The organism is Paenibacillus sp. FW104-T2 (genome assembly GCF_058789975.1).
Genome location: NZ_JBYTCE010000008.1, coordinates 57,487 through 70,977 on the forward strand (window position 1 = coordinate 57,487; position 13,491 = coordinate 70,977).

Consider the following 13,491-nt stretch of genomic DNA (forward strand, 5'->3'; position numbering starts at 1 on the left):
ACATCACATCCGCTCAGGTGCCCGGACGCCGAGCAAATAGAGACTGCGGACAATACGTTCAGCTGTGCACTTGGTTAGACTCACCCGGAACGGCCGTACTTCAGCGGGGGCATCAGCGATCCGTTCAGCGTGATAGAAACGGTTGAATGCCTGAGCCAGATCAATTGCATACTTGGCAATCACCGAAGGTTCATTGCGCTCAACGGCTTTTTCAAGATATTGCGGATAATCAGCCAATAACTTAAGCAGCGTCCAAGAGGCGTCTCCAACGGTTGCTGTGTGACTTGCGCCAGTATTGATCTCTGGATCATTCGAGCTAGTCGCTTGGCCATTCACACTACTAATGTTCGTGTCCTTGACCTTGGAAAGTACACTGTTGATCCGAGCATAGGTGTACTGCACATAAGGCCCTGTCTCCCCTTCGAAACTGACCGCACTTTCCAAAGAGAAATCCACATCATTCAGCCGGTTATTGCGCAAATCACCAAAAACTATCGCCCCTACACCTACGGCTTCCGCAACGTCCTGCGCGTTGTCCAGATGGGGATTCTTCTCTTCAATGATCTGTAAAGCCCGAGCAACCGCTTCATCCAGCACTTCCTGCAAAAAGACGACTTTACCGCGCCGGGTGGACATCTTCCGTCCTTCAAAGCGCATCAACCCGAACGGAATATGCTCACAGTTCGCAGCCCACTCATATCCCATCCGGGACAGTACGGCAAATACCTGTTTGAAATGCAGCTTTTGCTCTCCCCCAACGACATATAACAGCTTATCTGCCTTCATCACATCATGACGATAAACGGCTGTGGCCAAATCCCGTGTCGGATAGATGGTTGTTCCGTCCTTTTTGATTATCAGGCAAGGCGGCATATTTTCTTCCTCCAAACGCACGACTAACGCTCCGTCGCTCTCTTCCAGCAAACCCTTGGTTTTGAGATCTTCCACAACGGCTCCCATCTTGTCATTGTAAAAGCTCTCGCCGAGAGTATGGTCAAACTGCACATTCAGACGTTCATACATCCGGTCAAATTCCTTCATGCTCACCTCAACAAAGAACGTCCATAACCGTCTGGCCTCTTCATCTCCCTGCTCCAGTTTGCGGAACCACTCACGGGCTTCGATCTCCAAGGTTGGGTCATTCTCCGCTTCGTCGTGGAACCGTACATAAAGTTCAAGGGAGGTGCGGATAGGTTCTGCCTGAAGCGCTTCATCGTTACCCCAGCGTTTGTAGGCAGCAATTTGTTTCCCAAACTGGGTTCCCCAATCTCCAAGATGATTAACACTCACCGGGACATATCCCGCTTCACTGTATAACCGATATAGCGCTGCACCAATAACCGTTGAACGAAGATGTCCAATTCCGAACGGTTTCGCGATGTTGGGAGATGACATATCAATTAATACACGTGCATCCTTGCCGATCTTGAGCTTACCGAACGAAGGTTGGCCCACCCATTCCAGTAATTCCGAGGACCACTTTACCCGGTTAAACTGGATATTGACATAAGGCCCTGCTGCTACAGCTGTAAAATCTGCTGTCTTCAGTTCGCCGGCGATCTCCGCAGCTATCGCTGCAGGTGCTTTCTTGCGTGATTTGGCGAGTACAAAGCAAGGGAATGCTGCATCCCCCAGCTCCGGTTGTGGCGGGATTTCCAAAAGCTTGAGAACCTCTTCTTCCTCCAGCCCCGTAAGAGGAGCAAGATGTGCTGCCGCTTGTTTCATTAACATAATAAACACTCCTTTGCTGATATGGATTAACAAAATATAAAAATAAAAAAGCTCTCGTCTCTATAAAAGAGACGAGAGCTGATCTGACAGTTCCCGCGGTACCACTCTAGGTGAACAACCTCGTACGGCCACATGTCATATGGCGCCCGAAGCTGCTCCGCTTGGTGCGAATAACGGCCGCATGCCGGATTACCCTCATGAAGATGCTTCGTCTTTCATTCCAAAAAAGCATCACTTCGGATAACCATCTCACGGGTGCGGTTCACACAGGTCATGTCATACCGGCTTCCACCTGCTCCGGCTCGCTGTTAAGCATGATTCTGGTTACTCTCCCGATCACGGATATTCATCGTTTCAATTCATTGCCATCATTATACATATCGCTTCTGACTTTGGCAACCTGTAGAAAATTAACATTCCCCGATGAAGGCAGCCCCGCTTCTATTAACCTGTTCTGTAGGCATCCCATTTGAGGTGCATGCTTTCAAGTGCTCGTCATCGCAAAAATCCCCTCCTGATTGCAACGTATCCGCACATCTGGTTTGATGTACTCTGCGTTAATTTCAAGAGGGGATTGCGCCAATCCTATTTAAATCCATTTGGCCGCTCATTCATGCATCTATTTAAGCTACTGCTGCCATCAAACGGCAAGCTTCTGCACATTTACGGCAAGCTTCAGCGCATGCCTGACAGTGATCGTGTTCATGTTTGCTGCATTCCGCTGCACATGCTTCGCAAGCTTTTACGCAAAGTTCGCAAATTTCAGCGATGAAATCACTTCCACGCGTCATAGCTTGAGCAGCGAATCCACAGATTTCGGCACATTCGCGGTCCAGTCGGATACAGTCCCGTAGCATCGCCAGATCGTATTCTTTCAAGCTGGATATGTAACATACATTGCAAGCATTCATGCACTCCAGGCAAGCATCAATACATTGTTGATATTGTTGTTGTGTCATTTAAAGTTACCTCCCAGGCAAAGTTTGCTATGCTTCTTAATACCCAGTTCGGAGGAACCTTGAATCATCAAGCCTGATTTATGGATTCCATTTCCAGCAATTGATGGCGAATGACAGCCTGGTCAAAATGCTCACCTATGAACACAGCCACATTGGGCACGTCTCCCTGAGGTTTGATTTTCATATAGTCCGATTCCCGATACGCATACTGAAACCAGAAACGGCTAGCTGTATCACTAAAGGAGAGAATACCCTTGGCTCGGTAAACATCCCGCGGCAATCCAGCTATAAACCGCTCAAAAGCTTCGCTGTTCACCGGCTGGTTAAAATAATGCGTATACACCATAACATGCTCATGTGATGCGTGCGGGGAGTGATGTTCATGATGATGTTCATGACTATGACCACAACCATGCTTTGAACATGCCTCAGTATGGACGTGCTCTGTCGCAGCCTCTTGATGATCCGATTCAGCTGCAGCCTGATAGGCATGCACTCCATCCCCACTCTGAAGCAGCAGATCCATGTCGACTTCACATCTCACGGCTTGAATAACCGGGGCAAAACCGTTCCACTTCGTGAGCAGCTGCCTCAGATCACTTATTTCCTGTTCACCGACTCGGTCTGTTTTGTTCAGAATCAGTACCGAGGCACAGCGAAGCTGCTCCTGCATCAGCTTGAACGTCTGCCCCTTCTGCTCTTGGTACAAGCCTGACAGATGTGCTGCATCCACAACGGTAATGAGACTTTTCAGCTCAAGACGCATGTACAAGGACGTCTCCGTCACGGCATCCAGAATTTCCATTGGGTTGGCCGCTCCCGTCGCTTCAATGACAATGACATCCGGCGACTCCTCCTGTACAAGATCAGCAAGCTGAAGACCCAAGTCGCCTCGAACCGTACAACAGATGCAGCCCCCGAGCATTTCGGTCATGGGTACTTCAGCATCTACCACCTGACCATCGAGGTTTACCTCACCGAGCTCGTTCATGACTACTGCAGGACGCAAGCCTGCTTGCTGCCAATGTTCAATCAATTGCACAAGAAGCGTCGTTTTTCCGCTCCCCAAAAAACCTGACAATATATATACTGGTATCGACTTTTCTTTTTCACTCGTTACGCTCATTGCTATACACCTCTCTGGCTGACCATTGTATAAATCATTCTAATTCTATATCTAGCGAGTGTACACCATCCTGCATTCAATGTGCAATACGGAGCAATTCTGTCCGGCGCATTGCCTGAAACTGACGAATGGTCTATGCTATGAGAAAATATGGATTAGGAGGATGTCTCATGACCAACTCAGTGGAACAACATCGTCAAGAAGCACCGGACAAGGTCTCTTGCATGATTGTCACCGTATCCGATACCCGCACCAAGGACACGGATACCAGCGGACAACTCATGCATCAACTGCTGACCGAGGCAGGATATGAAATTGCCGAATATATCATTACGCCAGACGAAACCGAGCGTATCCGCACCATTCTGCAGGATGCAGCCGTACGGGATGATATTGAAGCCGTCCTGCTCAGTGGGGGTACCGGGATCGCTCCCAGAGATACAACGTATGAAGCCGTATCCTCTCTGCTTGACAAGGAACTGCCCGGCTTTGGTGAAATCTTTCGTTTCCTCAGTTACACAGAGGATATCGGTTCAGCTGCGATTCTGAGCAGAGCCGTAGCGGGAACGATTGGACGAACAGCTGTTTTCTCCATGCCGGGCTCCAAAGGTGCAGTCAAGCTGGCAATGGAAAAAATCATTATTCCAGAGCTGCGGCATGTGATGCGTGAAATATACAAACCCGTCTGAATCATCAGACGGGTTTGTCGTTTTCTATTCATTTATTTAATTCATCCCATGAATGAACAAATAGTTTTAACGATGCTGCTGCTTCCTGCCTCTGGGATCAGTTCAACTGATTCAGCACATGCTGGAACACCTGGGTTACCTTTTCTCCATAAATGTCCTTCTCCCCACCTGAAGCGGTGTATACAAGTGACACATACCCTTTGCTCCGAACCGTTGTTTGGCCAAGTGCATTTTCAATCACTGCCTGCTCGTCAGAAATACCGTACATTTCTTTCATTCGTGCGGTTCGTATGTCCGGATCACCAAAAATGTGAACCTTTACAATATGTCGGCCGCTGCCATTCAGCAGGTACATATAGGAGATTCCACCTTCGCCATCATCTGCGGACATGTTGTTCATTAACTTGATGTCTTTGGCAGCAAAAGCTTTATCCAGCTCCTGTATCAGTGGGCCGTTTAAGCCGTGTCCCTGACTCTTGGCTCTCATATTGCCCTCTTCCGTCGCTTGCCCGCTGTACACCTTTCGCTCCTGCTGAGCAGATTCATTTGAACAAGCAACAAGTGATCCCAGGCATATTACGATCATAACTCCAGCAAACAAGGACCTCGAACCTCGTCCTAATACCCACTGCGTTCCTTTTCTTCCAACACGCATACGTTTCCTTCCTTTCACACCACTTCTTGCTTCGTGGCAATCTTAGGTAGGATTAGCATGTCTAGGTGAATAGAATCTTATTCGGTTGGTATGTCTGCCATCGTATTTACCACAGTACGACCGACCGCGCCACCCTGCAAAATGTTCTCCAGCGTGTGTGGCAGCTGTGCCCAGGTGATCTCCTGAATGCCCAGCTCCAGCGCGCGATCCGGCTTCCAATCCCCGCCAAGGAGGTTCCACAAGCGTTCCCGTCTCTCCATTGGACAATACACTGAATCAATCCCGATTAACTGAATGCCCCGCATGATAAACGGAAAAACGGTAGATTCAAACCGGGATCCAGCAGTCAATCCGGATACGGCAACTGCACCTCCATATTGAACCTGCTTGAGGCGTTCGGCCAGTGCAGGGCCTGCGGCAGGATCAACAACCCCTGCCCACAGCTGTTTGCCCATCGCCCCTTTGGCCGGGGCGTCAGCTTCTTCGCGTGTAATAACGTGTGAGGCGCCCAGATCTATAAGCAACTTCTCCTGCTCTTTCTTTTTCCCAGTACTAGCCGTTACTTCAAAGCCAAGCTTCGCCAAAATGGCCACGGCCATACTCCCAACGCCGCCGGTTGCCCCCGTAACCAAAATCTTGCCCATGTCTGGTGTAACCCCTGCCTGAAGTAAAGCATCAACCGACATAGCTGCCGTAAAACCAGCTGTACCGATTGCCATCGCTTCCTTCTCGCTGAGACCCGGTGGCAGCGGAACCAGCCACTCGCTCCGTAAACGAGCGTATCTGCTGTAGCCTCCAAAATGGGACACCCCTGGCTCAAAACCTGTGCTGATCACCCGGTCCCCCGGAGCAAATCGTCCACTTACGGACTCTTCTACCATACCTGCCAGGTCGATCCCAGGTACCATGGGATATTCACGAACAACTCCCCCTTTTTCGATTGTAGCGAGTCCGTCCTTATAATTGACACTGGAGTACTGTACTTGTACAGTCACATCTCCATTCGGTAGATCTTCTTTTTTCAACTGTTCTACAGATGCCTTAACTCCGCCTTGTTCTTGACTTCGGATGACATATGCCGGAAACGTATTCTCCATGTAAATCCTCTCCTTATGATTTTTGATTTTTCTGATCTTAAGCTGCACTTCTTCTATCCACTACCAAATACACGAGTGGTCCAATCAGGGGCACGAACCCTGTTAACGCCCATATACGCGATCTGCGACTGAACACGGCATCCCTATAGATTGCAATAACGGACAACAGTGTCAGCACAACAAAATCAATCGTCATAATATGTACAAAGGAAGATTGCCTGAATGCTTCCATATATACAGCCGGATGGCCTTGAATGAATCCGTAGCATGCCGTACCCACCGTCAACAATAAAAGTATACCATGAGTCAGTTTGTGTCCTGCAATCCGCCCAATTATCGAGCTGCGGCGATAGCCAAAATGAAGATGTTCCGTTCCCCGTCTACTCCGCTTTGGTGAAGACCATGCGAAATAAGGAAGCAGTGCAAAGGCTCCCAAGCCAAAAGACAAGAGCACGAACGGCCAAACAGGCACACGGCTTCCACGCTCGTTTACAGGTGTTTTTAACAGAAGACATGCGAAGATCGCTGGAAAAATGCCCAGCCATGAGAACACGGTCATCAACCATGCTTCCTTGCTCTGCAGCGTAATCAGCTCTTTGAACACAGGATCGCTCCCCACTGGCTTTCCAGGCGCCCAAATCCATGCATATGCCAAGAAGGCAAGCCAGATCATTCCCAAGATCCATTTCACGATGTACACCTCCCTCACTGTTTCATCCCCCGAGGCTGCATGCTTGAAACAGAAAACGTAAGATTCTAGAATTGCTAGCGAATTGGATCCTGGCCGTGCTGTCCACCTGCAACTTCCTATAGACTATGCGGATCCATAACTTCTGAACAATGCAGAATTTTGGCGGCTTTTTCCATTTCCCGAGAAATAATTATGCCCATGTCCAACTACATTCCGTCTTTAACCCTTAGTATACTGTGGCTCCTAGCCCATCTGTCGTGACGTTGGACACAGCCGCATGAATTCGTAAAGCCAAGCCTGAAGCCGATGAACGGTTACCAAAACAAATCCGAAACCAAAAAGGCATAACCCGGTAAATATACCGATTATGCCTTCTTCCGTTCTCATTCCTCTGTGAATTGTACGTGTTCAGCAATCAGCTTCTGCTTCATATTCCATGCTGCTGGGCTGATGTTCACACGGTAAATCTCCGGATTGAGTTTACGCAAATACTCTGGCCAGAACAGATCCATCTGTTCACGGTGGTAGCTACGGATTTCATCCAGGGTAGGCAGCTCATATACTTTCAACCCATTCACAAAGATTGGTTCAAGCATATTTACCGCTTCATAGCGCGTTACGGTCTTTTTGAGATACGGGTGTAGCGGGTTGAACAGCTTGAGCGGCCCGCCCTGAAGCGGCTGTTCTTCTCCAGGATAGCAGATATAGTCTGCAATGGCCTTACCATGCTTCGGATCAATGATCCGGAATACTTCTTTTTTGCCTGGGGTGGATACCTTCTCGGGATTCGCCGATATTTTGATCGTCGGCAGCATGGCACCATCCACTTCACGTTCGACCAGCTTGTAAACCCCGCCGAGGGATGGCTGGTCGGATGCCGTAATCAGCTGTGTACCCACGCCCCATGTATCAATGCGAGCGCCCTGAGCTTTCAGGTTGAAGATCGTGTTCTCATCCAGGTCATTGGACGCCACAATTTTAACGTAATCCAGTCCTGCCTCATCCAGCATTTGACGTGCCTGAATGGAAAGGTAGGCAAGGTCACCGCTATCCAGCCGGATGGCATTCATTTTCTTGCCCTGGCTTTCGAGCATTTTGGCCGTTTTGATCGCATGAGGTACTCCACTGTTCAGCGTATCAAAGGTATCTACGAGCAGGGTCACCTGATCAGGCAGCACTTTGGCATAGACATCAAACGCCTCCTGTTCACTCATGAAGCTCTGTACCCAAGAGTGGGCATGTGTTCCAGCTGTCGGAATGCCAAAACGTTCTCCTGCCAGCATGTTGGACGTTGCATGGAACCCAGCGACATATGATGCACGTGCACCCCATATGGCTGCATCGGCTTCCTGAGCCCGTCTGGTTCCGAATTCAAGCAGGGTGTCCTGACTCGCCACCTGTTTGATCCGTGACGCCTTCGTTGCAATCAAGGTCTGATAGTTCATGAAGTTAAGTATTGCCGTCTCCACCAGTTGGGTCTCCATAATGGAGCCTTCTACCCGAATGAGCGGTTCATCAGGGAAAACGAGCGCTCCTTCCTTCATGGAATGAATTGTCCCCTGAAATGAAAACTGGAGCAACTCTTCCAGAAAGACCGGATCGTAATTTTCCTCTTGTTTGGATAAATACTTGATGTCTTCCATGGTGAAGCGAAGTTGGCTGATATAGTTCACAATCCGTTCCAATCCGGCGAATACGGCATAACCGTTACCAAAAGGAAGCTTGCGGAAATAAGCTTCAAACACCGCTTTTCGTTTGTGAGTTCCATTCACCCAGTGTGCATACATCATATTAATTTGATATTTATCCGTATGTAAAGCCAGGCTAGTCGTCTGCATTTGTCTCATCCTCTCTGACTTCCGCTCGTTACACAAGTGTATCCTGTGCACTCGGGTCAACATGTGGAGACTCCTTACTTTTGTATCAGAACATGTGTAAGGATACGAGTCTCCGGATTATTTCCTGCTCATCATTTTATTAACACCATCACTGAACGCCAGGCTAAGCCCTTGCAAGTACAGTCTCACTGGCCTTAATGACCTGAGCTCCAAGGCTTGACTGAAAATGTCCGAGTGCCCATTCATGTCCCGCCGGGTTGAAGCTGGCAACGGCATCTTCATACACCGTAATGTGAAAACCTTTGTTGTACGCATCCACTGCCGTATGCAGAACGCAAATATCCGTACACACCCCGATCAGTGCGATGTCTGTAATCCCGCGTTCACGCAGCCTGAGTTCCAGGTCCGTACCAGAAAATGCGCTGTATCTTGTTTTGTCCATCCACCGAATATCTTCATGACGTTCCTGCATCACCTGTGCCAGACGGCCATATAGCTGCCTTCCTTCAGTCCCTCTAACATTATGCGGTGGGAAAAGAGCCGTTTCCGGATGGTACGGATCACTCTCTTCATGCAGATCAACTGCCATGATAACTTCATGCTTATTATTACAATATGCTTCCGTTATCGCGGCAACCGTCTCCTCAATATCAACCGCGGGCTGGCCTACAGGCAAGGATCCGTCCACGAAATCACGGGTAAAATCAATCACAATTAGTGCTTTCATCGTCCACACTCCCTTTTGAGAATAGGTTGGGTTGATCAAGATACACTCCTTAATGATAAACTTCCGAAATTAAGTATAGATCGACAGACGGGGTACAAGTTCCGTGAAACGATAAAGCTGTGCCGGACGCTGTGAGTACTGGTTGGAACTTAGGAGGTTCCCCTCTTCGTCTCGTACCTCTTCCACAATCCCTTTTCGACTGCGAGTGGAAGTGATTTTCCGAATGAAGTTTGGTTCTTCAAAATCTGGTACCACACTCTGAATGACCTGGTACAATTCGCTTAACGTAAAATCACGCGGCAGAAACTGTCTTGCAATCGTCGTTTCCAGCATCTGCTGCTGTATGCGGCGATATGCATCCTCAATGATTGTCCGGTGATCAAAGGCAAGCTCCAGCTCCTGCAATGCTTCCTGTATAGTAAACAGGCCCACATCTTCAGCATCATCCGCCGCCTGGCGATGTTCCAGCATCCATTCTTCTACAAGCGCGAAAAACGCATGGGAGATAATCCATCCTCTCGGATCCCGCCCGGGTTGACTATATACATTTAAATATTCCAGATGTCCGCCGTCGACACCGGTCTCCTCCATTAGCTCCCGCTTGGCAGCATCATAGATGGACTCATTTTCCTGACAGAATCCACCAGGCAAAGCCCAGCGACCTGCAAAAGGCCAGCCTTTGCGCTTGATCAACATCACTTTCAGTTCACGAATAGGAAGTGTCTTGGTTACCGTCTTGCGTTCTCTCTTGGTTAAGGTGAACATCACGATATCCGCAGGAACGCCATCGGGGGTACGATATTTCTTGGAACTATAGGCAAGTGCTGCCTGTTCATCGTTCTCTTCATTGACGTGTTCGTAGTTTTCGCTCATGGGCACCACCGACTACTTTCATTTTGATAATCTCATTATGACATAATAATATCGTTTGTCAACCTTTGGATTCTGTACTTGGCGTTTTTGATCGTGCCACACGGAACGTGGCTGTTGCCATACATCCTAATGTACCTGATGTATCACGAATTTCCGCTTGGGCGGTGAGACTCCGTCCGGCTTGGTGCAGCACCGTTGCTGTCACCATTAACTCACCCTGTTTCATCGGTGCCAGAAAATGTACATTCAGATTGGTCGTCACACAGCTGTCCACGGCCATTGCTGCTGTGGCTACCATCCCCATCGCTTGATCCATCAGGGAAGTAAGCACTCCGCCGTGAATAATCCCCATCGAATTCGTATGATGTTCGCCAGCCGTTAATGCGATCTGTACTTCCTTTTCATTCCCTTTGATATAACGACAACCCAGGAACCCCCAGAATCGTTCATTGCCCTCTTCGACCATTTTATCCAAAATATCCATTTTCCATTTCCCCTTTGTTGCACATTAATGTTATCGACTAAGTTGTCTATATTTTTCATTGTACCTGTAATTCTGCTATGGACTCTCGGATGCTATCTCCTTTATACGGTTGTTCATTACTAATAAGCCTGCTCTTGCCAGCCTGGTCTTATTCCTGTAAAGGCGTTCGTCAACCGTACACGCACAAAAGAACCCCACAGCGTGGAGCTCTTCGAAATGTATTTCAAGATCGATTGTGTTAGCTCCCTGTTCCTATAAGTCAAAAAAGGCACGGACCGCGTCCGCACCCTTCTTGTCCATTAACCGCAGCTGGTCGGAGGTGAATCCGTGCCTGCCTCCACATTCACTTTTTCGGAAACGGTATCCCGAATGACAGAGATGACAAGTTGAAGCAGGTAGTTGATATCGCTTTGGCTCTGCTGGAACTCGGTAACCAATGGGATGCTGTCCAGTTCATCCTGCAATTCTTCAATTTCCTGTTCTATTTTGCTGACCATCTCTGCATTTTTGAAGCTTTCGAAGGCAACGATCTCCTTCTGTTTCTTCTTGATTGTTGCAATCAATTGCTGGATACGCTCATGATCGCGAATTTTGGACTCAGCCTGTTGGAAATGTCTTACTTCCTCGCTTGTGCCGAGCATATCAGCCAATTCTTTGGCTTTTCCCATAATGTCGTCGCGTATGACCAGATTGCGCGTATCGTAGGTAGGCATTCCATAATGGTTGTACTGCACTTCTTCTTCCTGCGCCACTGAAATCGCTCCATTTCTATGAGATATTATAAGATGAATGTTTATTCTCGCATTAGCCGCTCCAATTACATTGCCATCTTTCAATCGCTGTTACCCCCGGATTTTCTGAACTATTTTTCATAGGGAAAAAATCCGGTTGTAAAGGCGAACGCTACGCTTTTCCAGATTGGCACTGCACTCTCCGCTACGTGCAAATCCAACATTCATCTTATTCGGTTGTGTTGTGTATTACTGATTAGCGGCTACCGGCTCGGTGAGCAGGTTGCCACGGATATAAAAAGTCATCGGATCGGTAATTTCCACGTTCACAAATGTACCGATCAATTCTTTGGGTCCTTCGAAATGTACCAGCTTATTACTGCGTGTACGTCCTGCAAGGACGTTGGAATTTCGCTTGCTCTCACCCTCGACGAGTACTTCAACGATCTTGCCGCGCTGCTGTTCATTGCTTCTGTGGCTGTATTCATTGATGGTTTCATTCAGGCGTTTCAAGCGTTCCTTCTTCACTTCCATCGGCACGTTATCCTCCATCACCGCAGCAGGCGTACCTTCGCGAGGAGAATAGATAAAGGTATAAGCAAAGTCATACCCTACTTCGCGCACCAGTGACAACGTGTCTTCGAACTGCTCATCTGTCTCACCTGGGAAACCAACGATAATGTCCGTGGTCAGAACGACATTAGGGATCGCTGTCTTAATCTTATCCGCCAGCTGGAGATAGTGTTCACGGCTGTACTTACGGCTCATTCGCTTCAGCACTTCTGTGCTGCCAGACTGTACTGGGAGGTGGATATGTTCCACCAGGTTTCCACCCTTGGCAAGCACCTCAATCAGTCGATCATCGAAATCCCGAGGGTGACTGGTAGTAAACCGTACACGTGGAATGTCGATTTTGCGAATATCGTCCATCAGGTCACCGAAGCTGTATTTCAGATCCGTAAAATCCTTGCCATAAGCATTCACATTCTGTCCAAGCAATGTAATTTCCTTGAATCCCTGTCTTGCCAGCTCACGAACCTCGGCGATTACATCTTCCGGTCTGCGACTGCGCTCTTTGCCCCGTGTAAATGGAACGATGCAATATGTACAGAATTTGTCACAGCCATACATGATATTCACCCATCCGCGCATGCCTTCACGTTTCTTCGGCAGGTTCTCAATAATGTCGCCTTCCTTGGACCAAACCTCAACAACCATTTCCTTGCTGAAGAGTGCTTCCTGAATCAGATGCGGCAATCGGTGAACGTTATGCGTACCAAAGATCATATCCACAAAGCCATGCTTTTGCATGATCCGGTTCACGACACCTTCTTCCTGGGACATGCACCCGCATACGCCGAGCAGCAGTCCTGGACGCTCCGTCTTCAACGTTTTGAGGTGACCCAGCTCACCAAACACCTTATCTTCCGCATTTTCACGGATGGCACATGTGTTCAGCAATATAATGTCCGCCTCTTTACGGTCCTCGGTTGCCTGATAACCCATGGATTCCAGGAGTCCCTTAATGGTCTCGGAATCATGCTCGTTCATCTGACAGCCGTAGGTGTATACGATATAGTGTTTGCCTTTACCAATCGTTTTCAGTTCGTCCGGTACTGCATTCTCATAGAGCACCTGAACGTCTTCCTTGCCCCGTTGTTTCTCCTGACGATGATTAGGCTCCGACTTGATGTTGATCTCACGGCCCCGAATTCGAATCTTTTTGCTGAATTCATCTTGCGAAATTACTTTGGCATCGGAGAAATCAAAATACTGGGAGTAATCCTTTTTTGAGTCTTTAGCCATTTCCTTCGGTCACTCCTTACAGCCTCTATTAATAAAAGTTTCAAGTTCTTAAGACAACACGCTGCATCAGGCAGTTGTATATAC

At 48.4% G+C, this 13,491-nt stretch carries 14 protein-coding genes; 2 read left to right on the top strand and 12 right to left on the bottom strand.

Features of this window, described 5'->3' with window-relative positions; translation table 11 throughout:
- Positions 1-3: 3 nt before the first annotated feature.
- A complete protein-coding gene (gene argS / locus AC3WQ3_RS12165) occupies positions 4-1,731 on the bottom strand; it encodes an arginine--tRNA ligase (RefSeq protein WP_492472406.1) in 1,728 nt (575 codons plus the stop codon).
- Between the two features lie 110 nt (positions 1,732-1,841).
- On the opposite strand from argS, the gene AC3WQ3_RS12170 reads away from it, so the two are divergent.
- Positions 1,842-2,204 carry a hypothetical protein gene (locus AC3WQ3_RS12170; protein ID WP_492472407.1) on the top strand — a complete coding sequence of 121 codons (363 nt, stop codon included), beginning with the start codon at positions 1,842-1,844 and terminating at the stop codon, positions 2,202-2,204.
- Between the two features lie 150 nt (positions 2,205-2,354).
- Here AC3WQ3_RS12170 and AC3WQ3_RS12175 read toward each other — a convergent pair whose 3' ends face one another.
- Together AC3WQ3_RS12175 and AC3WQ3_RS12180 are read right to left on the bottom strand one after the other, a co-directional pair.
- A complete protein-coding gene (locus tag AC3WQ3_RS12175; RefSeq protein WP_095287680.1) occupies positions 2,355-2,690 on the bottom strand; it encodes a four-helix bundle copper-binding protein in 336 nt (111 codons plus the stop codon).
- Positions 2,691-2,757: 67 nt separating this feature from the next.
- Complete coding sequence (locus tag AC3WQ3_RS12180) at positions 2,758-3,816, bottom strand: CobW family GTP-binding protein (protein ID WP_492472408.1); 1,059 nt, start codon at positions 3,814-3,816, stop codon at positions 2,758-2,760.
- Positions 3,817-3,986: 170 nt separating this feature from the next.
- Between AC3WQ3_RS12180 and AC3WQ3_RS12185 the strand changes: the two genes are divergently transcribed.
- The gene (locus tag AC3WQ3_RS12185) at positions 3,987-4,505 is read left to right on the top strand and encodes a MogA/MoaB family molybdenum cofactor biosynthesis protein (protein ID WP_095287682.1); all 519 of its coding nucleotides are present in this window, start codon (positions 3,987-3,989) and stop codon (positions 4,503-4,505) included.
- 97 nt (positions 4,506-4,602) lie between these two features.
- Here the strand turns inward: AC3WQ3_RS12185 and AC3WQ3_RS12190 are convergent, their stop codons facing one another.
- The 9 genes from AC3WQ3_RS12190 to miaB all read right to left on the bottom strand — a co-directional run bounded on the left by AC3WQ3_RS12190 (position 4,603) and on the right by miaB (position 13,407).
- Entirely contained in the window at positions 4,603-5,091 is a 489-nt protein-coding gene (locus AC3WQ3_RS12190) for a hypothetical protein (protein ID WP_492472409.1), read from the bottom strand.
- A gap of 146 nt (positions 5,092-5,237) precedes the next feature.
- Positions 5,238-6,257, bottom strand: a complete 1,020-nt coding sequence (locus AC3WQ3_RS12195) for an acrylyl-CoA reductase family protein (protein WP_154893558.1) — start codon at positions 6,255-6,257, stop codon at positions 5,238-5,240.
- Positions 6,258-6,294: 37 nt separating this feature from the next.
- A complete protein-coding gene (locus AC3WQ3_RS12200; RefSeq protein WP_492472410.1) occupies positions 6,295-6,948 on the bottom strand; it encodes a hypothetical protein in 654 nt (217 codons plus the stop codon).
- A gap of 383 nt (positions 6,949-7,331) precedes the next feature.
- On the bottom strand, positions 7,332-8,786 hold the full coding sequence (locus AC3WQ3_RS12205) for a nicotinate phosphoribosyltransferase (RefSeq protein ID WP_127536214.1): 1,455 nt from the start codon (positions 8,784-8,786) through the stop codon (positions 7,332-7,334).
- Between the two features lie 163 nt (positions 8,787-8,949).
- Entirely contained in the window at positions 8,950-9,513 is a 564-nt protein-coding gene (locus AC3WQ3_RS12210) for a cysteine hydrolase family protein (RefSeq protein WP_127536215.1), read from the bottom strand.
- A gap of 69 nt (positions 9,514-9,582) precedes the next feature.
- Complete coding sequence (locus AC3WQ3_RS12215) at positions 9,583-10,386, bottom strand: NUDIX hydrolase (RefSeq protein ID WP_095287688.1); 804 nt, start codon at positions 10,384-10,386, stop codon at positions 9,583-9,585.
- Positions 10,387-10,444: 58 nt separating this feature from the next.
- On the bottom strand, positions 10,445-10,870 hold the full coding sequence (locus tag AC3WQ3_RS12220; RefSeq protein WP_336779664.1) for a PaaI family thioesterase: 426 nt from the start codon (positions 10,868-10,870) through the stop codon (positions 10,445-10,447).
- A gap of 299 nt (positions 10,871-11,169) precedes the next feature.
- Positions 11,170-11,583 (bottom strand): YlbF/YmcA family competence regulator, encoded by a 414-nt coding sequence (locus AC3WQ3_RS12225; RefSeq protein WP_095287792.1) that lies wholly within the window; start codon positions 11,581-11,583, stop codon positions 11,170-11,172.
- Between the two features lie 267 nt (positions 11,584-11,850).
- Complete coding sequence (miaB, locus tag AC3WQ3_RS12230) at positions 11,851-13,407, bottom strand: tRNA (N6-isopentenyl adenosine(37)-C2)-methylthiotransferase MiaB (protein ID WP_154893560.1); 1,557 nt, start codon at positions 13,405-13,407, stop codon at positions 11,851-11,853.
- Positions 13,408-13,491: the final 84 nt, after the last annotated feature.